This window comes from Phycicoccus sp. Root101 (genome assembly GCF_001426245.1).
GTDB lineage: Bacteria > Actinomycetota > Actinomycetes > Actinomycetales > Dermatophilaceae > Pedococcus.
The window spans coordinates 98,086-122,671 of the sequence record NZ_LMCM01000007.1; the positions used below are offsets into that span (position 1 = coordinate 98,086).

General features: G+C 72.1%; 27 protein-coding genes. 6 read left to right on the top strand and 21 right to left on the bottom strand.

All coding sequences use genetic code 11. From position 1 onward, the window contains the following. Positions 1–67: 67 nt before the first annotated feature. From ASC58_RS11115 to ASC58_RS11135, 5 genes are read right to left on the bottom strand one after another with little or no spacing between them, the layout of a single operon-like run. Positions 68–1,336, bottom strand: a complete 1,269-nt coding sequence (locus ASC58_RS11115; protein ID WP_235529198.1) for an RNA polymerase sigma factor — start codon at positions 1,334–1,336, stop codon at positions 68–70. Further along, on the bottom strand, positions 1,333–1,695 hold the full coding sequence (locus tag ASC58_RS11120) for a YciI family protein (protein WP_056916270.1): 363 nt from the start codon (positions 1,693–1,695) through the stop codon (positions 1,333–1,335). The genes ASC58_RS11115 and ASC58_RS11120 overlap by 4 nt, the downstream gene beginning before the upstream one ends. Next, positions 1,692–2,054, bottom strand: coding sequence for a YciI family protein (locus ASC58_RS11125; protein WP_056919355.1), 363 nt, complete (start codon positions 2,052–2,054; stop codon positions 1,692–1,694). Before ASC58_RS11125 ends, ASC58_RS11120 begins: the two co-directional genes overlap by 4 nt. Before the next feature lie 10 nt (positions 2,055–2,064). Next, complete coding sequence (locus ASC58_RS11130) at positions 2,065–2,424, bottom strand: YciI family protein (protein WP_056919356.1); 360 nt, start codon at positions 2,422–2,424, stop codon at positions 2,065–2,067. A 54-nt stretch (positions 2,425–2,478) separates the two neighbouring features. After that, the gene (locus ASC58_RS11135) at positions 2,479–3,153 is read right to left on the bottom strand and encodes a TrmH family RNA methyltransferase (protein WP_235529199.1); all 675 of its coding nucleotides are present in this window, start codon (positions 3,151–3,153) and stop codon (positions 2,479–2,481) included. A gap of 210 nt (positions 3,154–3,363) precedes the next feature. Between ASC58_RS11135 and ASC58_RS11140 the strand changes: the two genes are divergently transcribed. Both ASC58_RS11140 and ASC58_RS11145 read left to right on the top strand, forming a co-directional pair. Next, entirely contained in the window at positions 3,364–5,286 is a 1,923-nt protein-coding gene (locus ASC58_RS11140) for a translation factor GTPase family protein (protein WP_255353301.1), read from the top strand. Between the two features lie 56 nt (positions 5,287–5,342). After that, positions 5,343–6,029, top strand: a complete 687-nt coding sequence (locus ASC58_RS11145; protein WP_056916265.1) for a DedA family protein — start codon at positions 5,343–5,345, stop codon at positions 6,027–6,029. Here the strand turns inward: ASC58_RS11145 and ASC58_RS11150 are convergent. Next, positions 6,010–7,245 carry an MFS transporter gene (locus ASC58_RS11150; protein WP_082553212.1) on the bottom strand — a complete coding sequence of 412 codons (1,236 nt, stop codon included), beginning with the start codon at positions 7,243–7,245 and terminating at the stop codon, positions 6,010–6,012. The two genes, ASC58_RS11145 and ASC58_RS11150, sit on opposite strands and share 20 nt — an antisense overlap. Before the next feature lie 50 nt (positions 7,246–7,295). Between ASC58_RS11150 and ASC58_RS11155 the strand changes: the two genes are divergently transcribed. Beyond that, the gene (locus ASC58_RS11155) at positions 7,296–7,868 is read left to right on the top strand and encodes a helix-turn-helix transcriptional regulator (RefSeq protein WP_056916263.1); all 573 of its coding nucleotides are present in this window, start codon (positions 7,296–7,298) and stop codon (positions 7,866–7,868) included. On the opposite strand, the gene ASC58_RS11160 is transcribed toward ASC58_RS11155, so the two are convergent. The 7 genes from ASC58_RS11160 to ASC58_RS11190 form a co-directional block, all read right to left on the bottom strand. Next, a complete protein-coding gene (locus tag ASC58_RS11160; RefSeq protein WP_082553213.1) occupies positions 7,865–8,524 on the bottom strand; it encodes a response regulator transcription factor in 660 nt (219 codons plus the stop codon). The genes ASC58_RS11155 and ASC58_RS11160 overlap by 4 nt on opposite strands. Beyond that, on the bottom strand, positions 8,521–9,744 hold the full coding sequence (locus tag ASC58_RS11165; RefSeq protein ID WP_056919359.1) for a sensor histidine kinase: 1,224 nt from the start codon (positions 9,742–9,744) through the stop codon (positions 8,521–8,523). Before ASC58_RS11165 ends, ASC58_RS11160 begins: the two co-directional genes overlap by 4 nt. A 7-nt stretch (positions 9,745–9,751) precedes the next feature. Then, positions 9,752–10,555 carry an ABC transporter permease gene (locus tag ASC58_RS11170; protein WP_056919360.1) on the bottom strand — a complete coding sequence of 268 codons (804 nt, stop codon included), beginning with the start codon at positions 10,553–10,555 and terminating at the stop codon, positions 9,752–9,754. Continuing rightward, a complete protein-coding gene (locus ASC58_RS11175) occupies positions 10,552–11,433 on the bottom strand; it encodes an ABC transporter ATP-binding protein (RefSeq protein WP_056916260.1) in 882 nt (293 codons plus the stop codon). The genes ASC58_RS11170 and ASC58_RS11175 overlap by 4 nt, the downstream gene beginning before the upstream one ends. Positions 11,434–11,621: 188 nt before the next feature. Further along, positions 11,622–12,317 carry a LemA family protein gene (locus ASC58_RS11180; RefSeq protein WP_056916259.1) on the bottom strand — a complete coding sequence of 232 codons (696 nt, stop codon included), beginning with the start codon at positions 12,315–12,317 and terminating at the stop codon, positions 11,622–11,624. Positions 12,318–12,362: 45 nt separating this feature from the next. Beyond that, entirely contained in the window at positions 12,363–12,917 is a 555-nt protein-coding gene (pyrE, locus tag ASC58_RS11185) for an orotate phosphoribosyltransferase (RefSeq protein ID WP_056916258.1), read from the bottom strand. Positions 12,918–12,939: 22 nt separating this feature from the next. Continuing rightward, a complete protein-coding gene (locus tag ASC58_RS11190) occupies positions 12,940–13,725 on the bottom strand; it encodes an SDR family oxidoreductase (protein WP_056916257.1) in 786 nt (261 codons plus the stop codon). A 37-nt stretch (positions 13,726–13,762) separates the two neighbouring features. Between ASC58_RS11190 and ASC58_RS11195 the strand changes: the two genes are divergently transcribed. Continuing rightward, positions 13,763–14,548 carry an exodeoxyribonuclease III gene (locus ASC58_RS11195; RefSeq protein ID WP_056919361.1) on the top strand — a complete coding sequence of 262 codons (786 nt, stop codon included), beginning with the start codon at positions 13,763–13,765 and terminating at the stop codon, positions 14,546–14,548. A gap of 1 nt (position 14,549) precedes the next feature. After that, the gene (locus ASC58_RS11200) at positions 14,550–15,422 is read left to right on the top strand and encodes an alpha/beta fold hydrolase (protein ID WP_056919362.1); all 873 of its coding nucleotides are present in this window, start codon (positions 14,550–14,552) and stop codon (positions 15,420–15,422) included. Between the two features lie 133 nt (positions 15,423–15,555). Here the strand turns inward: ASC58_RS11200 and ASC58_RS11205 are convergent, their stop codons facing one another. The 3 genes from ASC58_RS11205 to ASC58_RS11215 are packed head-to-tail and all read right to left on the bottom strand — an operon-like array spanning position 15,556 to position 18,330. After that, the gene (locus ASC58_RS11205; RefSeq protein WP_056919363.1) at positions 15,556–16,002 is read right to left on the bottom strand and encodes a hypothetical protein; all 447 of its coding nucleotides are present in this window, start codon (positions 16,000–16,002) and stop codon (positions 15,556–15,558) included. Then, entirely contained in the window at positions 15,999–17,654 is a 1,656-nt protein-coding gene (locus tag ASC58_RS11210; protein ID WP_056919364.1) for an MFS transporter, read from the bottom strand. The genes ASC58_RS11205 and ASC58_RS11210 overlap by 4 nt, the downstream gene beginning before the upstream one ends. Continuing rightward, positions 17,635–18,330 (bottom strand): LppX_LprAFG lipoprotein, encoded by a 696-nt coding sequence (locus ASC58_RS11215; protein WP_056919365.1) that lies wholly within the window; start codon positions 18,328–18,330, stop codon positions 17,635–17,637. Before ASC58_RS11215 ends, ASC58_RS11210 begins: the two co-directional genes overlap by 20 nt. Before the next feature lie 208 nt (positions 18,331–18,538). On the opposite strand from ASC58_RS11215, the gene ASC58_RS11220 reads away from it, so the two are divergent. After that, on the top strand, positions 18,539–19,372 hold the full coding sequence (locus tag ASC58_RS11220; protein WP_056919366.1) for an NlpC/P60 family protein: 834 nt from the start codon (positions 18,539–18,541) through the stop codon (positions 19,370–19,372). A 70-nt stretch (positions 19,373–19,442) separates the two neighbouring features. Here ASC58_RS11220 and ASC58_RS11225 read toward each other — a convergent pair whose 3' ends face one another. The 5 genes from ASC58_RS11225 to ASC58_RS11245 all read right to left on the bottom strand — a co-directional run bounded on the left by ASC58_RS11225 (position 19,443) and on the right by ASC58_RS11245 (position 24,498). Beyond that, positions 19,443–19,892 carry a hypothetical protein gene (locus ASC58_RS11225; RefSeq protein WP_056919367.1) on the bottom strand — a complete coding sequence of 150 codons (450 nt, stop codon included), beginning with the start codon at positions 19,890–19,892 and terminating at the stop codon, positions 19,443–19,445. Positions 19,893–19,909: 17 nt separating this feature from the next. After that, complete coding sequence (clpB, locus tag ASC58_RS11230) at positions 19,910–22,513, bottom strand: ATP-dependent chaperone ClpB (RefSeq protein ID WP_056919368.1); 2,604 nt, start codon at positions 22,511–22,513, stop codon at positions 19,910–19,912. A gap of 127 nt (positions 22,514–22,640) precedes the next feature. Continuing rightward, a complete protein-coding gene (locus tag ASC58_RS11235) occupies positions 22,641–22,916 on the bottom strand; it encodes a ribonuclease E inhibitor RraB (protein ID WP_056916248.1) in 276 nt (91 codons plus the stop codon). A gap of 85 nt (positions 22,917–23,001) precedes the next feature. After that, the gene (locus ASC58_RS11240) at positions 23,002–23,469 is read right to left on the bottom strand and encodes a heat shock protein transcriptional repressor HspR (protein WP_369796222.1); all 468 of its coding nucleotides are present in this window, start codon (positions 23,467–23,469) and stop codon (positions 23,002–23,004) included. A 6-nt stretch (positions 23,470–23,475) separates the two neighbouring features. Further along, the gene (locus tag ASC58_RS11245) at positions 23,476–24,498 is read right to left on the bottom strand and encodes a DnaJ C-terminal domain-containing protein (RefSeq protein ID WP_056919369.1); all 1,023 of its coding nucleotides are present in this window, start codon (positions 24,496–24,498) and stop codon (positions 23,476–23,478) included. Between the last annotated feature and the right edge of the window lie 88 nt (positions 24,499–24,586).

The window sequence follows — 24,586 nt, forward strand, 5'->3', positions numbered from 1 at the left end:
GAGGGCAGCAAGGCCTTGCGTCGCCACCGATCCTTCCACGTCGGTCGCCGCCGGCGACACCCGTGTCTCAGCCGGGCGCGGCGTCCAGGGCCTCGAGGCGGGCCGTGAGCAGCGCCCGCTCCGCGTCGTTCGCGCAGCGCGAGATCGCGAGCGCGTATGCCGCGTGGGCGCCTTCGTCGTCGCCGGCGCGGCTGAGCAGCTCGGCGCGCACGGCGGGGAGCCGGTGGCTGTGCGGGAGCTGGTCGTCGAGACCGTCCAGCTGGGCGAGCCCGGCCCGGGGACCGTCGGACTCGGCCACGGCGACCGCCCGCGCGAGCTGGGCGCTGGGGGTCGGCGCGAGGGCGAGCAGCGTGTCGTAGTGGGCGACGACCCGGTCCCAGCGGGTGGAGCGGGCATCTGGGGCCGTCGCGTGCTCGGCCGCGATCCGAGCCTGCACGGCATACCCGGCGGTCTGGACGGTGACCGGTCCGGTGAGGACGGCCGAGTCGAGGAGCGCCAGCGCCTCGTGGACCTCGTCGCGGTGCCACCGGCTGCGGTCCTGGTCGGGCAGCAGCACGATCGCCCCGGTGGCGTCGACGCGCGCGTCCCGTCGCGAGTGCTGGAGCAGCATGAGGGCGAGCAGCGCGGTGAGCACCGGTTCACCGGGGCGCAGGCCGAGCACCACGCGCACGAGGCGGATGGCCTCGCCGGCGAGTTCGGTGCGGACCGCGTCCGGGCCGCTTCCCGGGGCGTACCCGGCGGTGAACGCGAGGTACGCGGTCTGGGCCAGGACGTCGAGGCGCTCGGGCAGCTCGGCGGCCGAGGGCACGGAGAAGGGGATGCCGGCGGCGACGATCTTCTTCTTGGCCCGCGTGATCCGGGCCGCCATCGTCGGTTCCGGCACGAGGAAGAGCCGCGCCACGTCGGGCGTCCCGACACCGAGCACGAGCCGCAGGGTCAGGGCGCTGGCGGCGGCGGGGTCGAGGGCGGGGTGGCTGCACATGAGGACCAGCCGCAGCAGGTCGTCCTCGACGAGGTCACCCGGGTCTGCCCTCACCACCCCTCCCTCCTCGGACGCCACCACGAGCAGCGGCACCTTGCGCTGGGCCATCGCCTCGCCGCGGAGGCGGTCCAGGATCCGGCGCCGTGCCGTCGTGTGCAGCCAGCCGACCGGGTTGTCGGGCACCCCGTCCTGCGGCCAGCGCCGTGCGGCGGCCTCCACGGCGTCGCCGAGCGCGTCCTCGACGAGGTCGAGGCGACGGAACCGCGCGAGGAGCAGGGACACCAGGCGCCCCCACTCCTCGCGCACGACCCGGGCGAGCAGGTCGGCCGGGTCGTGCGGAGGGAGGGACGTCACAGGCTCTGGTACCCCTCGACCTGCACGGTCGGGCGCACCTCGACGGTGTACGACCTCGGCAGCAGCTTCGCGGCCGCGATGGCGGTGTCGAGGTCTGGGAGCTCGACGTCGTAGTAGCCGCCGACCTGCTCCGTGAGCTCGACGAACGGGCCGTCGGTGACGACAGGCGTGCCGTCCTCACCGTGCCGGATCGTCGTCGCCAGGTCGGCGTCGCACAGGGCTGCGCTCTCGAGCCGTCGGCCCCGCTCGTCGACGAACCGCTCGAACGCGTGGTGGGCGTCGAAGAACTCCTGCCGCTCCTCGGCCCCGGCCGCCTCCCACCGCCCCGGCGCGTAGGCGATGAGGACGACGTACCTCACGACGGACGGTCCTGGGGCTTGACCACCCGTCGGACCTCGATGCCGTCGCCGAGCGCGGCGATGATCTGGCAGCAGTCCACGAGGTCGTCGAGGTCCTCGGTCTCCACCTGGTAGAAACCGCCGACCTGCTCGGTCACCTCGGCGAACGGCCCGTCGGTGGGGCTGCCGCCGCCGGCCGGGATGCTGCGCGCCTCCTTCGAGGAGTGCAGCTCGGCCCCGCCGGTGATCTTGTGCCCCCGCTTGGCGAGCTCCTCCCCGAAGCGGTTGTACTCGGCATACCCGGCGGTGCGCTGCTCGACGCTCATGGTGGTCCACCAGCGGTCGGCGTCCCCCACGATCAACACGACGTACTCGGTCATGGCGCTCCCCTCACATGCCCACGGTCGGGCGGATCTCGACGGCCGGGTGGAACGGCGTCGCGAGGAGCCGGCCGCAGACACGGGCCAGGTCCTCCACGTCGTCGGACTCGACCAGGTAGTAGCCGGCGACCTGCTCGGCGCTCTCGGCGAAGGGACCGTCGGTCAGGGTCACCTCGTCGAGCGAGGTGCCGCGCACGACCCTGGCCATCGGGGACGGCGTGAGCTGGGCGCCGCCGGTCATCTTGTGCCCGCGCTCGGCGAGGAGCTGGACGAACTCGGTGTGGGCGGCGTGCAGGTCCTGCTTCTCCTGGTCGGTCGCTGTCGCGTACCTGGCCTCGGGGCTCGGCAGGAGCACGAGGTACTCGGTCATGGCTGGTCCTCTCATCGGTGGGTGCTTCCACCCTGATGACGCACGAGCTCCGCGCTAATCGACAGCCTGCCCGAAAACATGTCTCCGGACCCAGGCATGCATCGCCACGGCTGCCGCTGCCCCGGCGTTGATCGAGCGGGTGGAGCCGAACTGCTCGATGTGCAGCACGACCTCGCACGCCTCCCGAACCTCCGCCGAGAGGCCCGGCCCCTCCTGCCCGAACACCAGGACGCACTCGCGCGGCAGGTCGTGGGTCTCCAGCGGCACCGAGCCCGGCAGGTTGTCGATCCCGATCAGCGGTATGGCGCGCGGACGGCCCTGCTCGTCCCGCCCCGCGGTGGCGGCCCAGGCGATGAGGTCGTCGACGGTCGGGTGGTGGTGCTCGTGCTGGTAGCGGTCGGTCACCATCGCGCCGCGACGGTTCCAGCGGCGCTTGCCGACGATGTGGAAGGCCTTGGCGTTGAAGGCGTTCGCGGTCCTGATGACCGAGCCGATGTTGAAGTCGTGGCCCCAGTTCTCGACGGCCACGTGGAAGTCGTGGCGGTGGGTGTCGAGGTCGGCGACGATCGCCTCGTGCCGCCAGTAGCGGTAGGCGTCGACGACGTTGCGCCGGTCCCCCTCGCGCAGCAGGTCGGGGTCCCAGTGGTCACCGACGGGCCACTCGCCGGCCCAGGGACCGACCCCCACCTCGACGTCCGACACCTCGACGTCGGGGGTCTGCTCGCTCACGGGTCCCACCCTAGGCGCGCCCGGCGCCGCCCCGGGGTCACTCCCGGGTCGCTCCGGGTCAGCCCGAAAACCCTTTGTCGCCTGCGGGGTGGGTCTGCTGCCATGAGTGGGTACGCACCACCGACACCAGACCGGAGAAACCCATGCGAGCTGCTTCCACGTCCCGCCAGGTACCCACCTACCGAATGGATGTGAAGGCAGTTGCGTACGTTGACCGTCGGGGTCGTGGCGCATGTTGACGCCGGCAAGACCAGCCTGACCGAACGGATCCTGCACGAGGCAGGGGTGCTCGACCGACCCGGCAGCGTCGATGCCGGCGACACCCGCACCGACTCCCTCGAGCTCGAGCGCCGCCGTGGGATCACGATCCGCTCCGCCGTCGCGTCCTTCGAGTGGCACGACACCCTCGTCAACCTCGTCGACACCCCGGGGCACTCGGACTTCGTCGCCGAGGTCGAGCGGTCGCTGGCGGTGCTCGACGCCGCCGTGCTCGTCGTCTCCGCCGTCGAGGGGGTCCAGGCGCAGACCCTCGTGCTGATGCGCGCGCTGCAGCGGCTGGGGCTGCCGACCCTGCTGTTCGTCAACAAGCTCGACCGCGCCGGCGCCGACCCGGACCGCGTCCTGGCCCAGGTGGGCGAACGGCTCACGGCGGAGGCGGTCCCGCTCGGCGCCGCGGACGCCCCCGGCAGCCCGCACGCGGCATACCTGGCGTTCGCCGCGTCCGACGGCGAACAGGCCGACCTGCGGGAGGGGACGCGGGCGGCCCGCGTCCAGCCGGTCGTCTTCGGGTCGGCCATCACGGGGGCGGGTGTCCCGGCCCTGCTCGACGCGCTCACGGACCTCGTCGCCGAGGAGAACGGCCCAGCGCTCGCGACCGAGGACGACGCCCTCGAGGCGCCGGCCGGCACCGTGTTCAAGCTCGACCGGTCCCCCTCGGGGACTCGCCTGACCTACGTGCGCCTGAGGCGCGGCACGCTCCGGGTGCGCGACCGGCTGGCACTGGCGGGCCGCGAGCCCGAGAGGGTGACCGGCGTCGAGGTGTTCGGACCTGACGGGCTGCAGCGCGCCCGGCAAGTGCAGGCCGGGCGGATCGCCGTGCTCCGCGGCCCCACCACGGCCCGCGTGGGCGACCGGTTCGGTCCGCACGGGCAGGGGACCCGGGACGTCGAGCTGGGGCGGCCCAGCCTGGAGACCGTGGTCGACCCGGTCGACCCGCGACAGCGGGGGCGGTTGTTCACCGCCCTCACCGAGCTGGCGGAGCAGGACCCGCTCATCGACCTGCGGCTCGACGACGGTCGCGGCGAGGTGGCGGTCTCGCTCTACGGCGAGGTGCAGAAGGAGGTCATCGCGACGTTCCTCGAGGAGGACCACGGCGTCGCGGCGACGTTCCGGCCGACGACCCCGATCTGCGTCGAGCGGGTCCGGGCGGTGGCCGCCGCGCACCAGCTCATCGACGTCAGCCCCAACCCGTTCCTCGCCACCGTGGGGCTGCGAGTCGAACCGGCCGAGGTCGGCCACGGCATCGAGCTCGGCCTCGAGGTGGAGCTGGGGTCGATGCCGCCGGCCTTCTTCGCGGCGGTGCGGGAGGGGGCCGGGCTCACCCTCGGGGAGGCTGTGCACGGCTGGGCGGTGCCGGACTGCCGGGTCGTCGTGACGCACTCGGGCTACTACCCGCGGCAGAGCGCGATGCACGCGGGCTTCGACAAGAAGATGTCGAGCACGGCTGCCGACTTCCGGAGCCTGGCCCGGCTCGTGCTCGCCGAGGCGCTGGCACGGGCCGGCACGGTCGTCTGCGTCCCCGTCCACCGGTTCGAGCTCGAGGTGCCCCAGGACCTGGTGGGCGTGGTGCTGGCCGAGCTGCCCCACCACCGGGCGGTGCCCCACACCACCCGCGTGCCGGACCGCTCGCTGGGCGCCGCAGCGGTGCTCAGCGGTGACGTCCCGGCCGGGGAGGTGCACGGCCTGGCGCAGCGCCTGCCGCACCTCACCCGGGGCGAGGCCGTCCTGACCACGGTCCTCGACCACCACGCGCCCGTCACCGGCCCGCCCCCGGAGCGCTCGCGGGCCCGACCCGACCCGTTCGCCCAGGTGCGTGACTGGGCCCGGGTGAAGCGGGCCTGGCCAGCCGACTGACCGGGCCTCAGCCGGCGCTCAGGAAGCAGGCCCCCTCGACCCGTACCCTTGGGGCCATGCACTCACTCAGCACCAACTGGATGGACCCCCAGTGGCTCCTCGACCACTTCGGATCGCAGTTCTTCTGGGTGAGCGTCGCCATCGTCTTCGTGGAGTGCGGGCTGCTCTTCCCGATCCTCCCCGGGGACTCGCTGCTCTTCGCGATCGGCCTGTTCATCAGCACCGGTGACTTCAGCATGAACCTCGTCGTCGCCCTGGTGCTCCTGAGCGTCGCCGCATTCGCCGGCAACGTGGTGGGGTACGAGATCGGGCGCGCGGTGGGCCGACCGCTGTACGAGCGTGACGGCCGCATCCTCAAGAAGAAGTACTTCGACGACAGCCACGCCTTCTTCGAGAAGCACGGCGCCAAGGCCCTCGTCATCGGACGCTTCGTGCCGATCGTCCGCACCTTCATCACGGTGGTGGCCGGCGTGAGCCGGATGGAGCGTCGTCACTTCTTCGTGTGGAGCGGCGTCGGCGCGGTGCTGTGGGTCTGGGTCATCACCCTGCTCGGCTACTTCCTGGGCAACGCGTTCCCCGCCCTCAAGGACCACCTCGAGCTCGCGATCCTCGCCATCGTGGCGGTGTCCGTCATCCCCATGGTCATCGAGGTCGTGCGCGCCCGTCGTGGCGACACCGCCGCCGAGGCCGTGGTCGAGGAGACCGGCGAGGCGCTGGGCGACCTCAGGGACGAGCGCCGCTGAGGGCTCCGACCCTCTGCAGCGACCACCACGCCCAGCCCGCGACCGCGATCCCCAGGGTCCCCGCGACGACGAACGACGGACGCGGCCCGAGCAGCGTCGCCGCGACGCCTCCGAGGGCGAGCGCCAGCATCGTGCAGGAGCGGGCCAGGCCGTTGACGACGGCCATCGCCTTGCCCCGGTCGCAGGCCGGCACCCGTCGCACCAGCACCGCGATGATGGCCGCGTTGCTCGTCGCGTTCGTGAGCCCCAGCACCACCGCGAACCCGAGGAAGACCCCGAGCCCCGGGGCGAGGCCCTGACCGACCTGCGCCGACGACATGGCTGCCACGCACGCCACCACCGCCCGGAGCCGGGCCGTGTCGGTCGCCATGAGGCCCGCGAGGCCGGCCCCGACCACCGCGCCGGCCCCGGTGACCGCCTGCGCGAGCCCGAACTGCGCCTCACTGGCGCCGAGGACGTCGCGGAGCAGGAACACCTCCACGGTGTTCATCCCCTCGAGGGTCACGACGAACGGCAGCAGCGCCCGGACCAGGACCCAGACCACGAGCTCACCCCGGATGACGTCCAGACCGGCCCGGGGGAACACCCCACCCAGGACGCGCGCCACCCGCCCGGCGCGCGCCCCGCCGCCGATCCCGGGCGAGGGTTCGGACCGCATCCGCAACGACACCCCCACCGCGACGAGCACCAGGTAGGTGAGGGCGTCGAGGACGAACACGACCGGGTCGCCGTGCAGCTGGACGAGGACCCCACCGAGCGCGGCGCCGACGGGTGCGGCGATCGCGGCCAGCGCGTGCTGGGTGGAGACGAGGCCGCCGACGCGCTCGTCCCCCACCGCCCGGGTGAGCACCGACGACCACACCGGGTTGGTGAAGGCGAACCCCGTCTGGAGCAGCAGGACGAGCGCGAGCGTCGCCGGCACCGAGTGCCACGTCGCCAGGCCGGCCGCGGCGAGGACCTGGACCGCCCCTCCCACGCCCAGCACGAGCCGCGGGTCGGCCCGGTCCGACAGTGACCCCGCCACCCCCATGGTGAGCACGACGGGCAGGGAGAAGCACGCGAGCAGCACCGCCACGGCATACGGGCCGTCGCCGGTGGAGTGGATGCGCAGGGTGAGCGCCACCATCGCCATCGCGTCGCCGGCCACCGAGACCGCGCCGGCCGGGACGGCGAGGCGCACGTCCCAGGGCCACGATGTGTGAAGCGTGTCTTTCATATTTGTGAAGGTAGCCCTTCACATCTGCATCGGTCAACTACCCTTCCCGTATGCCGCGGCCACGCCAGCGCACGACGCTCACCATCGACGACCCCCACGCCCTGCGCGCGCTGGCCCACCCCGCGCGCCAGCGCGTCATCGAGGAGCTGTTCAACGGGGAGGTCCTCACCGCCACGGAGGCCGCGCGGCTGTGCGGGATCACGCCGTCCGCGATGAGCTACCACCTCCGGGCCCTCGAGCAGTGGGGCATCGTCGAGCGTGACACCTCGGCCGACGGCCGGGAGCGGCCCTGGCGTGCCACGGCGGACCACTTCTCCATCGCGCCCCGCACCCACCGGGCAGCCGGCACCGCAGCCAGCCAGGCGTTCCTCCTGCCCTGGGTGGGTGAGCTCCAGGCGGGTCTCGAGCGGGCTGCGGACAGCCTGGCCGACGACGACGCGGACGACTGGACCACCCTCAGCCGGGGCCGGCTCTGGCTCACCGCAGAGGAGTCCGTCGCCCTGCGCGAGGAGATGACCGGGGTGCTCGACCGGTATCGCGGCCGGACCTCACGCAACCACCCGGAAGGCGCTCGCGCCAGGAACGCGTACTGGCTCCTGCTCCCGACCGAGGGATCGGACTAGAGCTCGATGATGCCCGCCCGCAGCGCCGCGGTCACCGCCGCGGTGCGGTCGGCCACACCGAGCTTCTCGAAGGCCCGGAGCAGGTGGGTCTTCACCGTCGCCTCACCGATGTGCAGCTCCCGGCCGACCGCGGCGTTGGACAGACCTCTGGCGACGCACCGCAGCACGTCGGTCTCGCGGTCGGTCAGGGACGGACCCGCCGGTGCCCGCATCCGGCTGGCGAGCCTCGCCACGACCGGCGGCGCCAGCACCGTCTCGCCGCGGGCCGCCCGCCGGATCGCGTCGGCGAGGACCTCGCGGGGCGAGTCCTTGAGCAGGTAGCCGTTCGCCCCCGCCTCGACCGCACGGACGATGTCGGCGTCGGTGTCGTAGGTCGTGAGCACCAGCACCGCCGGTCCATCGGCACGCGACCGCAGCCGGGCAGTGGCGGCAGCCCCGTCGAGGACGGGCATCCGCAGGTCCATGAGGACGACGTCGGGCGTCAGTCGCTCGGCGAGCAGGACCGCCTCGGCACCGTCGGCCGCCTCCCCCACGACCTCGAAGTCCTCGTGCTCCGACAGCATCGCCACGAGTCCCATCCGCACGACCGGGTGGTCGTCGACGACCAGCAGCCGCAGCGTCGCAGCGGGCACCGGGCTCGGGGTCACCGAGGTCACCGCGGAACCTCCATCCGCAGCCGGGTACCCGCACCCGGGGTGCTCTGCACCTCGAACCGGCCACCGACCTCGTCGGCCCGGGCCGTCGCACCGTCCAGCCCGTAGCCGCGGTCCGGGGTGTCGGGGGCGAACCCGACCCCGTCGTCGGCGACCTCGAGGGACACGGGGGCGTCGGCGGCATACGTGAGGCGCACCTCGAAGGTGCGGGCCCGCGCGTGGCGGCGGACGTTGGCGAGACCCTCCTGGGCCGTGCGCAGCAGGACCACCTCGGAGTTGGCCGGCAGGACGGTCGGCTCGCCCTGGACCACGAGGTTCCCCGTCATGCCGGACTCGGCCGCGACGGCGTCCACGAGGCGCCCGAGCGCCTCGGACAGCGTGCGTGACTGGAGGTGGCCCGGGGTCATCTCGGCGACGATGAGACGCGCCTCGGAGAGGTTGTCGGCCGCCGTCTGCTCGATCAGTCGCACCCGCTCCCGCACCACGTCGAGGTCGCCGCGGTCCAGCGCCGCCTCCGTGGCGCGGGCCAGGGTGACGACCGACGTGAACCCCTGGGCGAGGGTGTCGTGGATCTCGCGGGAGATGCGTTCCCGTTCTCCTGCAACGCCTTGCGCACGTTCGGCAGCCGCGAGCTGGGCCTGGGTGCGACGCAGCTCGTCGATGGTGAACGCACGCGAGTCGGCCTCCCCGATGATCTTGTGGATGAACAGGCCCATGACGAGGGACAACGAGAGCGTGATGGCGGTGCTGATCGCGATGCCGACCAGGTCGTCCCCGGTCCGAGGCCCCTGCCAGAGCCGGACCCCGCCGATCGCCAGGACGGCCACGACCACGACGGCGGCAGCCTGGTTGCGACGCAGCATCGCCCAGGACTGTGGGAACAGCCCGAAGGTGAGGATCCACGCCGTACCCGACCCGTCCACGGCCATGAGCGCGATGAGGGCGACCCAGGAGACCGTCACGTAGAGGATCCCCGCGGGCGGCTGCTGCTCGCCGATGCCGCGCCGACCCCACACGAGGTAGGCCACAGCGATCACACCGACGCCCAGGAGCGACCACCCGAGGTGGTCGGCCTCGGCGGCCACGAGGACGCCCGCCGTCGTCGCCAGCAGGACGGCGAAGAACACGTGCCACCAGACCAGCTGGCGCCGCCACATCTCGTCGAGCTCGCCGGACGACGTCCCCGGCAGGGGACGGCAGTCGACAGGCTGGTCGGTGCTCATCTGCCCATCATGTCGTGCCGCGCTTGGTCCAGCGGAAGGTCCGCGCGCACACCAGCAGGCCGGCCACGAGCCAGACGCCGAGGACGAGGGCGGTGCGGCCGTGCTCCCACACGCCCGCCATCTCCTGGGTCTGCCAGTCGTCGGGGAAGAACACCGAGCGCATGCCCTGCGCGATCCACTTGAGCGGGAAGACCGAGGCGACCTGCTTGAGCCAGTCGGGCAGGTCGGTGAAGGCGAAGTAGACGCCCGAGATGAACTGCAGGATCAGCGTCGGCGCGATGACGACCGCCCCGACGGAGCGGGACGAGGAGGCGATGGAGGAGTAGGCGATCCCGAGCACCGTGCCTGTCGCGACGCCCAGCAGGAACACCCAGATGAACGTCACCCAGTTGCTCGCGCTGCTCGGCAGCTGCACCCCGAAACCGATCTTCGCGATGGCGATGAGCAGGGCGAACTGAGCCAGCGAGGTGAAGGCGACCAGGCCGACCTTGCCCAGGAAGTAGGCGACGGGAGGCATCGGCGTCGAGCGCAGCCGCTTGAGCGTGCCGTCGTCGCGCTCCACGGCGACACTGAGCGCCATCGACTGGAAGCTCGTCAGCATCACGCCGGCGGCCACCATCCCGGGGAGGAAGAACCGTGCGGCATTGACGCCGGACTGGTCCTCCTTGCCGAACTGGTCGCCGAAGATCGTCGCGAACATCGACAGCATGAGGATCGGGAAGACGAAGGAGAAGAAGACCGCCTCCTTCTCGCGGAAGTACATCTTCAGCTCGAGGACCGTCCGGTCCCAGCCGATGGCTGCGGCGTTCATGCCGACACCCCCACGGGCTCGACCGCGGCGTCGGCACCGAGGTGCGGGGCGATGAGCGACAGGTACGTGTCTTCCAGGGACGGCCGGGTGACGGTCAGCTTGGGCACCTCCCCGCCGAGCCGTGCGGAGAGTGCGGTGACGAACTGCGTGGGCATGCTGGTCCTCTCGCTGTGTCGGGTGCCGCCCTCCTCCCAGGAGACCGTGGCCTCCGAGGAGGCGCGGCCGCCGAGGTTGGCCGGGGTGTCGAGGGCGAGCATCCGGCCGGCGGCGATCACGCCGACCCGGTCGGCGAGCTGCTCGGCCTCGTCGAGGTAGTGGGTCGTGAGCAGGATGGTCGTGCCGCCGTCGGCGAGCGACCGGATGAGGTCCCAGAAGTCGCGGCGGGCCTGCGGGTCGAACCCCGTCGTGGGTTCGTCGAGGAACAGCAGCTCAGGGCGACCGACGATGCCGAGCCCCACGTCGAGTCGACGCCGCTGGCCGCCGCTGAGCTTGCCGATCCGGTCGTCGGCCTTGTCCTCGAGGCCCACCGCGGCGATGACCTCGTCGACGTCCCGCGGGCTGCGGTACACCTTCGCCGTGCTGGTGATGGCTTCTCGTGGGGTGATCAGGTCCAGCCCGGTGGAGGACTGCAGGACGATGCCGATGCGGTTGCGCCAGGCGAGGTCGGCCGCCTCCGGGTCCACGCCGAGGACCTTCACCTCACCGCCGTCCCGGCGCCGGAACCCCTCGAGCACCTCGACCGTGGTGGTCTTGCCGGCGCCGTTCGGCCCGAGGAGCGCGAACACCTCGCCCGCCTCGATCGTCAGGTCGAGGCCGTCGACGGCCTCACGGGTTCCATAGGTCTTGCGCAGTCCGGTGACGGTGATCGGTGCGTCCATGGGACCACCCTCCCGCGGCCGGACCGCATCGCGGCAGCATCAGCCGGTGGAATCGCCGTCCACCGACCGGTGGACCCCCGCCCTGCACTCCGCCCGCCCTCCGTGCGCTCACGCAGAACGCCGGTTGCGGGGCAGACCTCGGGACGACAACCCGCGGTATGCAGCGCAACCGGCTTTGTGCCGGAACGTCAGGACTGGGTGGGGGGCTGCGCGGGCGGAGGGGTCGTCGGCGGGGCGCTCTCCGGGGCGGCCACCGGCGGGGCCGCAGGGACGCCGGCCTCGGTCCCGGCGGCATACCCGCTCGGCGGGGGGATCGTCGCGTCGCGCTGGCCGAAGTCGACCTTCACCGGGTCGCGCTGCTCGCCCTCGGCCTCGAAGTACTCCGCGCGCTTCACCTGGGCGAGGCCGGCGATGATGTTGGAGGGGATGGTCTCGACCTTGGTGTTGAGCTCGCGGACGTTGGCGTTGTAGTAGCGCCGGGCGGAGGCGATGCGGTCCTCGGTCGAGGTCAGCTCCTGCTGGAGGGCGAGGAAGTTCTGGTTGGCCTTGAGGTCGGGGTAGGCCTCGGCCACGGCGATGAGGCGGCCGAGCGCCTGGCTCAGCAGCCCCTCGCTCTGCGCCTGCTGCGCCGGTGACTGGCCGCCCGCCATCGCGGCGGACCGGGCCTTCATGACGTCCTCGAGGGTGCCGCGCTCGTGGGCCGCGTAACCCTTGACCGTCTCGACGAGGTTGCCGATGAGGTCGTGGCGGCGCGTCAGCTCGACGTCGATCTGGCGCCAGGCCTCCTGCACGAGGTTGCGCAGCTTGATCAGGCCGTTGTAGATGCTGACGCCCCACAGGACCAGCAGGACGACGACGACGGCGAAGACGATCGCTTTGATCATGGAACTCCCCTTGTTCAGGCGCGGCGACTGGCGCTGCGCCCGATCCTAGGCGAGGCCGAGCTCCTCGAGGCCGTAGACGTGGCGGTACTCGAAGCCGGCATCGGCGAAGACCTGGGCCGCGCCGGTGGCACGGTCGGCGATGGTGGCGACCGCGACGACCGTGGCGCCGGCCTCACGCGCGGCGTTCGCTGCATCGAGGGGTGAGGCCCCGGTGGTCGAGGTGTCCTCGACGATGACGACGCGGCGGCCCTCGATGGACGGACCCTCGATGCGCTGCTGGAGGCCGTGGGCCTTGCCTGCCTTGCGGACCACGAACGCGTCCTTGCGGTCGCCCGCGGCCGCGCTGGCGTGCAGGATCGCGGTGGCCACGGGGTCGGCGCCCAGCGTCAGCCCGCCGACGGCGTCGTAGTCGAGGTCGCTGATGAGGTCACGCATGACGATCCCGACGAGCGGGGACCCCTCGCCGTCGAGGGTGATGCGGCGCAGGTCGACGTAGTAGTCGGCCTCCTTGCCGGAGGACAGCGTCACGCGGCCGTGGACGATGGCCTTGTCCTTGACGAGCTCGAGGAGGCGGGCACGGGCGGCGGTGGAGTCGGTCACGGCTCAGCAGCCTAGCGAGAACTCAGCGACTGCCCTTGGACCCGTCCTTCGGGCGGTGCACCGTCCTGGCCCGCGAGCGCACCAGCGCCCGGGGCACGAGGCGCAGGCCGGCGACGATCGCCTTGTACTGCGGTCCGGGGACCGACACGACCTTGCCCTTGGCCACGTCGTCGAGGCAGTCACGGACCAGGCGGTCGGCGTCGAGCCACATGAACTTCGGGACGCCCGACATGTTGACGCCGGCCCGGTCGTGGAACTCCGTGTGCGTGAAACCGGGGCACAGCGCGGTCGCCGTCACCCCGGAGCCGGCGAGCTCGCCGGACAGGCCCTCGGTGAAGACCGTGACGAAGGACTTCTCGGCCGAGTAGGTGCCGGAGGTGATGAAGCTGGCCACGGAGGAGACGTTGACGATGGCTCCGTTGCCGCGCTCGCGCATGGCCCGGGCCGCGGCGTGGGAGAGGACGAGCACGGCTCGGCAGAGCACGTCGAACAGGGCCTCCTCCTGGCTGATGTCGTTGTCCAGGAACCGCTTCTTGAGCGAGTAGCCCGCGTTGTTGACGAGCAGGTCCACGGGCCGGGCGGCGTCGGCCAGACGTTCGGCGACCTTGCCCGTGTCGGCCCGGTCGGACAGGTCTGCGACGAGGATCTCGGTGCCGACCTTGTACTTCGCGCGCAGGTCGTCGGACAGGTTCTCCAGCCGGACCCGGTCACGGGCGACGAGCACGACGTCGTGCCCGCGCTCGGCGAGCTGGTGGGCGAAGGACAGTCCGATGCCGGCGGTGGCGCCGGTGACGAGGGCGGTGCTCATGGGGCCCACTCTAGGTGCGCCACATAAGGTTGGCATCGTGCGAATTGCGACGTGGAACGTGAACTCCATCCGGTCCCGGATCGACCGGGTCGAGGCGTGGCTGGAGCGCAGCGACGTCGACGTCCTGGCGATCCAGGAGACCAAGGCGACGGACGCGCAGTTCCCGTTCGACCGGCTGCAGGCGCTCGGTTACGAGGTCGCCCACCACGGCCTCAACCACTGGAACGGCGTGGCCATCATCTCCCGTGTCGGCCTCACCAACGCCGTGCCGTCGTTCGCCGACGCCCCCGCCTGGGGCGACCCGGCCGTCGTCGAGGCCCGCGCGCTGACCGCGACCTGCGGCGGGGTCAAGGTCACCTCCGTCTACGTCCCCAACGGCCGCCAGCTCGAGGACCCGCACATGGTCTACAAGCTGGCGTGGCTGGCAGCGCTCCGCGAGGACGCCATCCGGTCCGCCGAGGCCGGGGAGACCGCCGCGATCATGGGCGACTGGAACATCGCGCCGCAGGACGAGGACGTCTGGTCGATGGAGTACTACCTCGACAAGAGCCACGTCTCCCCCGGCGAACGGGCCGCCTTCCAGGCGATCCTGGACGCCGGGTTCGTCGACGTGGTCCGCCCCCACACCTCGGAGCCGGGCACGTTCACCTACTGGGACTACACCCGCCTGGCCTTCCAGAAGCGTCGCGGCATGCGGATCGACTTCATCCTCGGGACGCAGCCGTTCGCCGACCGCGTGCTGGGCGCAGCGATCGACCGTGAGGAGCGCAAGGGCAAGGGCGCCTCCGACCACGCGCCGGTCGTCGTCGAGCTGGCCGACTGAGATGCCCACCCCCTCGATCCTGACCGTTGCCGCGCCCGACGGGGTCCGCCTGCGCGTCCAGGTGTGTGCCGCCGCGCCTACTCACCTCGACGCCGCACCACCGGTTGACCTCCCGACCGTCGTGCTCGCCCACGGCTGGACCCTCACCCACGCCTCCTGGCTGCCGGTCGTCGAGCGCCTGACCGCCCGGGGACTGCGCGTGGTGACCTGGGACCAGCGCGGGCACGGCCGGTCCGGCGCCCTGACCGGACCGACGTCGGTGCGGGTCCTCGGTGACGACCTCGCCGCGGTGCTCGCGGTCGTGGCTCCCGACGGCCCCCTCGTCCTCGGGGGCCACTCCATGGGCGGCATGACCGTGATGGCGTACGCCGGGCTGCACCCGGCTGCGTTCACCACGCGGGTGCGGGGCACCGTGCTGGTGTCGACGATGGCGGAGACGTTCGACCGCCCGGTGTCGATCCGGCAGCGGCGGGCCATGGGGCTGATCGCGCGGCTGCCCCGGATCCGGGCCGGACGGTTCGTGACGCTCGACGGCCAGCGACGGCTGCTGTTCGGGCCGGCGGCGGAGGACGAGCACGTCGCGCTCACCCGCGACCAGGTCGCCGCCACCACCCTGCCGACGATGGGCCGGTTCTACCGGGCCCTGCAGGAGCACGACGAGGCGCACGCGCTGGCGCACTTCGACGGCATACCGACCGTGGTGCTGGTCGGCGAGCGCGACCGGCTGACTCCACCGCGTCAGTCCGAGCGCATCGCCGAGCTGGTGCCGCACGCCGAGCTGCACGTGCTGCCCGGGCTCGGCCACATGCTCGCCTACGAGGCGATCGACGAGGTCGTCGACGCGTTCACGCGCGTCCTGCCCCACCCATCCTGACCCCACCCCGCCTGACCCCACCCCGCCCGACCCAGTTCGCCGCGAGTCCCCCGCAAAGCGGGTGTCCTTCGGCGACCCGGGTCTTATTTGTGCTGGGTTTGCCGAACGACACCCGCTTTGCGCGGGCGGGACGTCAGGGGCGGCTCGGCTCCGCAGGGGTGACGGTGAGCTCGGCCCGGTAGACGGTGGGGTCGCACCCGGGCCCGTTGGGTGAGAACGAGCGCGGGGTGACTCGAACGGTCGTCGGCGACAGCAGCACACCGGTCGTGCCGCTGACCAAGATGCTGAGGTCGACCGGCTCCGTCGAGGTGAACGGCAGCTCCATCCCCACCGAGTTCCCGCGGCCGCCGTCGAACTGCGCACTGGTGCAGGTCGTCGCGAGGCACACCTGCACCGTGACGAGGTCCGGTCCGGCACTCGCCGAGTCGAGCGCCCGTGGGAATCCGGCGACAGTGACCCTCAGCAGGTTGGAGGCATCCGCGGTGTCGCAGGCCCGGCCGCCGCAGCCCACCGCCAGTGCGCCGACCAGGACGGCCGTCAGGGCGACACGGGAGGCATGCGCGGCGCGGGAGGTCTTCACAGGGGTGGGATGCCGCCCAGGGGCTGGTGGTTCCGTCGCAGACCCAGGCCGAGGGAGGCCAACGCCCCCAGCACCGCCGCGACGGCAGCACCGGTGAAGACGGTCTGCACCTGGACGACGCCGGCGGCGACCAGGGCCTTGGTGTCCGTCTGATCGGGCAGGGCGGCCACGGTGTCGTAGTACCGGTGGAGCCCGATCGCCGTGAGCAGCGCGAGCCCGACGACCATGCCGACCATCCGCGAGACGACGACCAGGGCCGAGGCGACCCCGTGGGCGTCGTCCGGGGCCGCAGCGAGGGCGGCGTTGTTCACCGGCGCGAGGGCCAGTCCGATGCCGAGGCCGACGAGGGCCAGGACGACGGTGGCGGAGAACGCGTCGAGCGACCCGTCGCCCCACCGGCTCATGACGAGCAGCCCCACGGCCGACAGCGCCAGTCCCAGCCCGCTGACGACACCGTCACCGAGTCGACGCAGCGACCAGCCACCGAGCAGGGCACCGACGGGCACGGCGACGAGGAACCGCACGAGCACCAGCGCCGCCTCGGTCTGCGAGTCCGTGAACGTGAGCCGCGCCAGCACCGGGACGTCGACGACGACGGACACCAGCGACGCCCCCACGAACGCACTGACCAGCAGCGAGAACCGGGCCCGACCGCGGACGACCCCGCGGGCGATGAGGGGTTCTGCAGCGCGGCGGTGCCGCCACAGGTAGAGCCCGAAGGCCAGCGCCCCCAGGGGGAGCAGCGCGAACCCCAGCGGGCCGACGACCTCACGCTCGGGGTCGCTCGCGGCGAACGTCAGCACCACGCTGCCCAGCGCGATGCCCAGGAGCAGCGCGCCGGGGACGTCCGCGCGGCCGACGACGGCCCACCAGCCTCGCGCGCTGACCGCCAGCCAGGCGAGGACGAGGACCAGCGCGACGACCCCGATCGGGGTGGCCAGCCGGGACGTCGAGCCACCGAACGGCACGAACGGCACCCCCAGCGACACGTCGGTCACCAGCCGCGCGGGCGCGGCCAGCGCGACTCCTGTCACCACGAGCGCGAGCAACCCCAGGACGAGCGGTATGGCGCGTGGCCGGGCCGGCCTCTCGCCACCAGCGACGACGACGGCAAGCGCCAGGAGCACCCCGGCGATCACGTTGAGCCAGAAGATCATCCGCCAGTCCGAGACGGCGAGGACGACCGCGCCGAGCACCGGACCCAGGACGCTCCCCAGCTCCTGCACGGCACCGACGACGCCCAGCGGCATACCCCGCTTGTCGGCCGGCCAGAGGTCGGCCACGAGGGCCAGGGTGGCAGGCACGAGGCCTCCACCGCCGATGCCCTGGAGGACCCGGCCGGACACGAGCACCGGGAGCTCGACGGCAAGGGCCGTCACGGCCGAACCCACGACGAAGATCGCTAAGCAGGCCAACAGGATCCGTTGCCTCGAAGCCAGGTCGGCAAGGCGGCCGATGAGGGGCAGCACCGCGATGTAGCCGAGGAGGAAGCCCGAGATGATCGGGGTCGCCTTCTGCAGCGCGTCGATGCCCAGGCCGACGCCGGTCATCATGTCCGTCAGGGCCAGCACGACGACATAGGTGTCGGCCGCGGCGAGCGCCACGGCCACCGAGGCGGTGGCCAGCAGCGCCCTAGGGGCGGGTGATCGCAACGGCCTTGGCCAGGCTCGTGAGGTGCAGCGTGTAGGTCGAGGTGGCGCCGGCGTAGAACGGGCCCTTGATGACCACGCTGCGCAGCTCCTTGCCGGTCTGGGTCACGCCGTAGGTCACGTCGAACGTGCCCTTGCGGTCGCCGATGACCAGCAGGTCGGCCACGGCATCGCCGGGGAGCTTTCCGGTGAAGGTGTTGAGGACGTCGGCCCCGTCACGAACCGTCGACGCCTTCGCCGGGGTCTGGGTCTTCGTGATGAGCGCGGTGATGCCGGTGTCCTTGTTGAACAGCTGCGCGGGGTTCGGGGCGCCGTAGGTCGCGGGATCGATCTTGTTGAAGGTCGGGGTGAAGAACTTCATGTAGACGTCCTTCTCGACCGCGACCACCTCGACCGTCCCGGTGACGCCCTTGATCGAGGCGTTGAGCGTGCCCTGGAACGACGGCGGCGTGAACAGGCCCGTGCCCTTGGCTCCGGAGACGCCTACCGCCTTGCCGGGGAGCCCTGCCGACTCGAGGGTGAAGGTCACGGCGGGACTCTTCTCCAGCACCGCGCGGGCGTCCGCCAGCTGCTGGGCCGGCGGCTGCTCGGCCGCTGCCTTGTCCGCACCCCCGGAGCACGCGGTGAGCGCCAGCATCGAGACGAGTCCGGCGGCGGCGAGGGCAGGGGTGTGGCGCACAGGGCAACGGTAACCGCCACGACAGCGCCAGCCGGACGGGACGCGCAGACCCCGCCCGTTCGGTGGGTCCGCGCGCCGGGAGCGGGCGCCCGGGGAACCCGGTGAGGCGACTTCGGCGGGGACTGCTCCCCATGGTCAGGGCGACCCGCCGCTCCTAGCGTTCCGGTCGAGCCGGCACCGCGTCGGCCGACACCCGAGGGGGAACCACATGCAGCTTCTCAGCACCCGGCGTCGCCGACTGGCCACCGCCGCAGCCTCCGTCATCCTGGTCGGCGTCCCGCTGGTCGGGACCGTCGCGGCCCAGGCCGCGGGCAGCGCGACCGGCACGGTCAACACCAGCGGCGCCGCACTCAAGGTCCGCTCCGCACCCACCACCGCTTCCGGCGTCATCGGCACCCGGGCCGACGGCGCGAAGATCACCATCACCTGCCAGACCTACGGCGAGAAGGTCTCCGGCACCTACGGCACCAGCAAGGTCTGGGACAAGCTCAAGGCCGGTGGCTACGTCAGTGACGCCTTCGTCAAGACCGGCTCCGACGGCCTCGTCGCCCCGCTCTGCGCCGGCACGACGACACCGCCCCCGGCGACCGGTCAGTCGGCGAAGGTCAAGGCCACCATCGCCGCAGCCAAGGGGATGCTCGGCAAGTACCCGTACTCCTGGGGTGGCGGCAACGCGAACGGCCCGACCCGTGGGATCTGCTGCAGCCCCAGCGGGATCGACGACCGCAACACGGTGGGCTTCGACTGCTCCGGCTTCATGGAGTACGTGTTCCACAAGGGCGCCGGCCTGACCCTGTCGAGCACGTCCCGCAGCCAGTACTCCGCCGGCCCGCGCGTCTCCATCTCCCAGCTCAAGGCCGGCGACATGGTGTTCTGGTCCAACTCGAGCAGGACGGCCTCCGGCATCCACCACGTCGCCCTCTACATCGGTGACGGCAAGATCGCCGAGGCCAACCGGGTGAGCGGCCCGGACATCCGCATCCGCTCCTTCTCCAGGAACGAGTCCGGTGTCATGCCCTACGTGGTGCGTCCGATCCGCTGATCCCACCGCACGGGGCAGGGGTATGGCGCGTGGTCACCACGCGCCATACCCCTGATCGTGTGCCGCTCGCTCAGTCGGGGGTTGCGGCGTGGCCGGCTCGCCCGTCGGTGCGGCGGTCGCTCTTCATCTCCGCCTCGCAGACGTGCCGGCGGCCGTCCATGAGCTCGTCGCGGACGACCTTCTCGAGCCGCTGGAAGTCGGCGTAGTAGCCGTCGTCGAACTCCTCGACGAGCTGGAACGTCCAGCGCCCCTGGATGAAGTTGCGTCCGACGAGCTCGGTCTCGAGGCGGTCGGCGAGGTCGCCGTGGCCCGCCTTGCGCAGCAGGTCGCACGCCTCGCCGAGGGCGAGGTCGGCCGACCCGGTGAGGCGGTGCAGGCCGTAGAGCCGGCCACGCACCTCCTCGATGGTCTCGAACGCCTCGCTCAGCTTTCCGACCGCCTCGACGGTCGCGTCGTCCACCCCGTCGGGGCGTCGGTCGAGACCGCGCTCCCCCGGGTTGCCCCGGTCGTCCTCGCTCATGGGCACAGTCTGCGGGCTCAGTCCTGGCCGCGCACGATGAGGTGGTCGGTCTCGGGGTCGCGGTCGATGACCACGGCCTCGCCGTCACGGACCTGCCCGGACAACACTGCCTTCGCGAGCCGGTCGCCGATCTCCTTCTGCACCAGCCGGCGCAGCGGACGGGCGCCGTAGGCCGGGTCGTAACCGGTGATCGCCAGCCACTCACGAGCGGCAGGCGTCACCTCGAGGCTGATCCGGCGGTCGACGAGCCGACTCGCCAGCTCACGCACCTGCAGCTCGACGATGTGGGTGAGCTCCTCCGAGCTGAGGGGGTCGAAGATGACGACCTCGTCCAACCGGTTGAGGAACTCCGGCTTGAAGCTGGCCCGCACCACTCCCATGACGGCCTCACGCTTGGCCGACTCCTCCATCGTGGGGTCGACGAGGAACTGGCTGCCGAGGTTGCTGGTCATGACGAGGATGACGTTGCGGAAGTCGACAGTCCGGCCCTGGCCGTCGGTGAGCCGCCCGTCGTCGAGGACCTGCAGCAGGATGTCGAAGGTCTCGGGGTGCGCCTTCTCCACCTCGTCGAGGAGGACGACGGAGTAGGGGCGACGGCGGACCGCCTCGGTGAGCTGACCGCCCTCCTCGTACCCGACGTACCCGGGAGGCGCGCCGATGAGCCGGGCGACCGAGTGGCGTTCGGAGTACTCGCTCATGTCGATGCGGACCATGGCCCGCTCGTCGTCGAAGAGGAAGTCGGCCAGGCTCTTGGCGAGCTCGGTCTTGCCGACGCCGGTGGGTCCGAGGAACAGGAACGAGCCGGTGGGGCGGTGGGGATCCGACAGGCCCGCCCGCGACCGGCGGACCGCGTCGCTGACCGCCTCGACCGCCGCCCCCTGACCGATCAGCCGTGAACCGATGATCGACTCCATCGACAGCAGCTTCTCGGTCTCGCCCTGGAGGAGCCGCCCGGCCGGGATGCCGGTCCACGCCGAGATGACCTCGGCGATGTCGTCGGCGCCAACGCGCTCCTTGACCATGAGCTCCTCGGGCTGGCCGCCACCCTCGCGCAGGGCGAGTGCGCGGCTGCCCTCGGCCTCCTGCGCGGTGACGAGGGCCTTCTCGAGGGCGGGGATGTCGCCGTAGAGCAGCTTGGACGCACCCTCGTAGTCACCCTCGCGCTGCAGGCGCTCGGCCTGGCTGCGGGCCTCGTCGATCTGGGACTTGAGGTCACCGACCCGGTTGAGCCCGGACTTCTCCGACTCCCAGCGGGCGTTGAGCGCCGCGAGCTCCTCGCTCTTGTCGGCGAGGTCCTTGCGCAGCCTCTCGAGGCGCTCGACCGAGGCGTCGTCGGTCTCGCGGGTGAGGTGCAGCTCCTCCATCCGCAGGCGGTCGACGGCACGACGCAGCTGGTCGATCTCGACCGGAGAGGAGTCGATCTCCATGCGCAGCCGGGAAGCCGCCTCGTCGACGAGGTCGATGGCCTTGTCGGGGAGCTGGCGTCCGCTGATGTAGCGGTCGGACAGGCTGGCCGCCGCGACGAGCGCGGCGTCCTCGATCTCCACCTTGTGGTGCGCCTCGTACCGCTCCTTGAGCCCGCGCAGGATCGCGATGGTGTCCTCGACGCTCGGCTCACCCACGAAGACCTGCTGGAACCGGCGCTCGAGAGCCGGGTCCTTCTCGATGTGCTGGCGGTACTCGTCGAGCGTCGTCGCCCCGACCAGCCGGAGCTCACCACGGGCCAGCAGCGGCTTGAGCATGTTGCCGGCGTCCATGGCGCCCTCGCCCGAGGCTCCGGCACCGACGACCGTGTGCAGCTCGTCGATGAACGTCACGACCTGTCCGTCGCTCGCCTTGATCTCCTCGAGGACGGCCTTGAGCCGCTCCTCGAACTCACCGCGGTACTTCGCGCCGGCCACCATCGCCGCCAGGTCGAGGCTGATCAACCGCTTGTCGCGCAACGACTCCGGCACGTCGCCGTCGACGATGCGCTGGGCCAGCCCCTCGACGACGGCGGTCTTGCCGACACCGGGCTCGCCGATGAGGACCGGGTTGTTCTTCGTCCGCCGCGACAGCACCTGCACGACCCGGCGGATCTCCGAGTCGCGACCGATGACCGGGTCGAGCTTGCCGTCCCGGGCCGCCTGGGTGAGGTCGGCGCCGTACTTCTCCAGCGCCTCCCCGCCCTCGACGGGCGTCTCGCTGCTGACCTTGCGGCCAGCCCGCAGGGCGTCGATCTTCGCCTCCATGTCCTTCGCCCCTCGCTTCTCGATCGCGGCGAGGTGACCGGTCTCGGCGAGCGCCAGCAGGAGGATGTCGCCGGCGAGGTAGGTGTCGCCCTTGGCGCGCATGAGGGTGTCGGCCTGCTGGAGGACGGCGACCGCCTCGCGACCGAAGGTCGGCGGCTGGGTGGCACCGGTCGTCGTGGGCAGGGTGCGCAGACGGGCGTCGGCCTGACCCAGCACCTGACCGGCCCCGGTGCCGGCGGCCTGGAGGAGGACGTCGGCCTGCGCGGTCTCGAGCTGGACCAGGGCGCTGGTGAGGTGGTCGGGGGTGATCTCGGGGTGGCCGGCGGACTGCGCCGCACGTTGGGCGAGCGCGAGGGCCTCGGCGACCTTGGCGGTGGGCTTCAGATCCATGCCTGGGTGCTCCTGGTGGTTCGGTCTGACTGTTCTTCGGAGACAACCGCTCCAAAGTTGAGTCTATTCCGCTCAACCTTGTGCTGCACAGGCCCTTGGTCCCGCCTTCCCGCGCCGGCCATGTGGACTACAGCACGCGCGGCGTCGGCTCGGGGTCGTACCAGCCGCCACGGTCGTCGGCCAGCGCCTGGAACCGGTCGCGCAGCCCACCCTCGACCGGCCCCGACTCGTCGGCGACCATCTCCTCCACGACGTGCACGGCCCACTCGTGGGCCTCGGAGTCGTCCTCGCCGGCCAGCGCCTCCCGGACGACCCGCACCCCGCTGAACCCCTCTTCGGTCAGCTCGGCGGCGACCTCGTCGGCGGTGTCACGGTCGGGGAAGACCAACAGGTGCTCGCTCACAGGCTCGAGTATGCCGCGTGCCCCCACCGCCGGGATGCGCCGCCGCCACGACGCGCCCAGCACGTTTGCAACGCGGTCCGTCCGCTCAGCTGCGGTGGCTGGGTCGCCAGACCACGAGGGCCTGGGAACGGCCGCTGCGGGGGCGCTCCCCCGCCCGGACCGCGATCACGTCGCCGGTCGGCCCGACGGCGAACACCCGCGAGCCGAACGTGCCGCGGGTCGCGACCCGCAACCCAGCCACCTCGTCGGTGAGCTCCCGGACCCGGGAACGCAGCGTCTCGACCTGGTGCTCGAGCTCGAGGATGCGCTGGATGCCCGCGAGGCTGATGCCCTCCTCCTGGGAGAGCCGCTGCACCTCACGCAGCAGCGCCACGTCACGCCCGGAGTAGCGGCGGCCGCCACCGCGGGTGCGCGACGGGCTGACGATGCCGAGCCGGTCGTACTGCCGCAGGGTCTGCGCGTGCATCCCCGCGAGGGTGGCCGCCACCGAGATGACGAAGACGGGCGCGTCGTCGTCAGGCGAGAAGCCGGAGCCCGGGACCACGGGAACCACGACGGGTCACCGTCCCGCGTTCTCGAAGAGCTCGGCGCGCGGGTCGTGCCCCTCGTCCTGCGACCGCAGGGTCTCCACCGCCTCACGGGCCTCGTCGGAGAGCCGTTGCGGCACCACGACGACGACGCGGGCCATCAGGTCACCGGGCGTGCCCTTGACCTGGACCCCGCGGCCCTTGACCCGCAGCACCCGACCGCTCGGGGTGCCCGGCGCGATGCGGACCTTGACCGGGTCGCCGGTGAGGGTCGGCACCGAGACGGTCGCACCCAGGGCGGCCTCGGCGAACGTCACCGGCAGGTCCAGCGTGAGGTTGTCGCCGTCCCTGCTGAAGACCGGGTGCTTCTCCACCGAGATGGTCAGGATGAGGTCGCCGTTGTCGGCCCCGCGGTCGCCGGGCTGGCCCTTGCCGCGCAGCCGGATCTTCTGGCCGTCCTTGACGCCGGCCGGGATCCGCGTGGTGATCTGGCCCCCGCCGGTGACGCCCAGGGTGACGGTGGAACCCGCGACGGCGTCACGGAAGGACAGGCTGGTGCGGGCCGTCAGGTCGCCGCCCTTGCGCGGCCCGGTCGGTGCCCGGAAACCGGCACCGCCGCCATACGTCTGGCCGGCAGCGCCACCGCCCCCGAACATGCCGAAGAGGTCCTCGAGGTTGGGCTGGCCCCCGCCACCGCCGGTGGAGTAGCGGACGCGCTGGCCGCCCCCACCACCGCCGAACATCGACGAGAACACGTCGTCGAACCCGCCGCCACCGGCAGCCCCACCGGGGCCACCCGCGGTGAAGCGGGCCCCGCCGCGGGCCATCTGGCGCACGGCGTCGTACTCCCGGCGCTTCTCGGGGTCGGACAGCACCGAGTTGGCCTCGCCGATGTCCTTGAACCGCTGCTCCGCGGCCGCGTCCCCGGGGTTCTGGTCGGGGTGGTGCTTGCGGGCGAGCTTGCGGTAGGCCTTCTTGATCGCCGCGTCGTCGGCATCCTGGGGGACGCCGAGGATGGCGTAGAAGTCCTTCTCGAACCAGTCCTGGCTGGCCATGTCCGGGTCCTCCTCTCAGCAGTCGGTGGCGGTGGTGGGCGGAAGCCCGGGGACAGGTGTCGTCCCGGGCTCCCGCGCCGTGTCGTGC